Here is a 1510-nt window from a genome sequence, read left to right as displayed (position 1 = left end):
AGCCTTGTCAAGCTCTGCGCTTTTTGTTACAATCATTCCGGTGGTGCTGCCGGATACGGCAGGCGGTTAGTCCCAATGTACGCTGCGCATTGCAGCGGCGGCGGGGCGAAAACTCCGTTTTTCCCCGCTGCTTTCTGGCAGAGGGGGTGATACTTCCATGACACTGCAAGATGTCCTCGGCCTTTTCGCCCTGGTTGGCGGAACCGTCTTTGTGACCTTTCAGATTGTTTGGACAGTCACACACGATAAAAAACGGAAATGACCGCCACGCCCTGACAAAGCTGCGGTCATTTCCGTAACACTATAAGGGACTAACCCGTCACCGGGCAGCACCACTTTCTATTTGTATTATATCCCACAGCCCTCTAAAATGCAAGCGAGGAAGAGGCCGGTTCAAAACCGGCCTTTTTCTTTCTCAAGCAAATGGATCAGCAGTCTTAACAGAAACTATCCCCCATGCTATACTGTCTGCAAACTCATTACAGGAGGAACACCCCATGAAACGAATCCTTATTGTGTCCGCTGCCATGGTCGCAGTTATGATGCTGACCGGATGCAGCACCACCGTTACCGGCATCGATGTGCCGGAATCCATGACCGTTGAAGTCGGCCAGGCCGTTGACCTGGCTGTGAACTATACCTACAAAAATGAGAATGCCAGTGACGAGAAAAAGGCTGCCGCACAGAGCGAGGCCGGTGTGAAACTCACCAGCGATAGCCCGGCAGTGACCGTTGCTGAAGACGGCACCCTGACCGCTGCTCAGGGCGGCGAAGCCATCATCACCGTTACCAGTGCGGACGGCACCCTGAGCGACACCTGCAAAGTGACCGTTACCGTGCCGCTTACCGGCATTGCCCTGGATCAGGAAACCCTGGCCCTTGCCATCAACGGCACGGAAAGCGCCAAGCTAACCGCCGCGCCGGTGCCTGCGGAAAGCACCGAGCCGGTGGACGGCGTTGCCTACACCAGCAACAACGAAACTGTGGCGACTGTGGCCGAAGACGGCACTGTGACCGCCGTAGCCGACGGCGAAGCGGAAATCACCGCCACCCTGGGCGAATACACCGCCAGCTGCAAAGTGACCGTGACCACCGCGCCGGACGGCATTAAGTTCGGCAAGGCCAGCGGCAGCCTGACCGTGGGCGGTTCTACCACTCTGAAGCTGTACACCACCCCCAGCGAAGCAGCCGCCCCCGACATGAGCCAGGTCACTTTTACCAGCAGCGACGAGGATGTGGCAACTGTGGACGGCGAGGGCAAGGTAACGGCCAAAAAGGCAGGCAAGGCCACCATCACCGCAACCTACAATGGTCTGACCGCTGAATACAGTCTTAGCGTCAACAACAAGGCTGCTGCCCCTGCTGGCGGCTCCACCGCAGCTTCTGGTTCTGCGGGCACTGGCAACTCCACTTCTCCCGTCACCGGTGGTTCCAGCAGTGGTTCTACCGGCAGCGCACCATCTACCGGCGGCTCCAGTGGCGGCACTACTCCTACACCGGAACAGCCTGC

1 protein-coding gene is annotated in these 1510 nt (G+C 58.1%); it reads left to right on the top strand.

Annotated elements, in window-relative coordinates:
* Nucleotides 1-497: 497 nt before the first annotated feature.
* Nucleotides 498-1510 (top strand): Ig-like domain-containing protein (locus tag ACESYO_RS16305; RefSeq protein WP_373211334.1); only part of this gene is annotated, 1013 nt, incomplete at its 3' end.

It is taken from the genome of Allofournierella massiliensis (genome assembly GCF_964241245.1).
Classification (GTDB): domain Bacteria; phylum Bacillota; class Clostridia; order Oscillospirales; family Ruminococcaceae; genus Allofournierella; species Allofournierella massiliensis.
The sequence above is the reverse complement of the archived record's forward strand: the minus strand, read 5'-3'. Positions and strand labels throughout refer to the sequence as shown.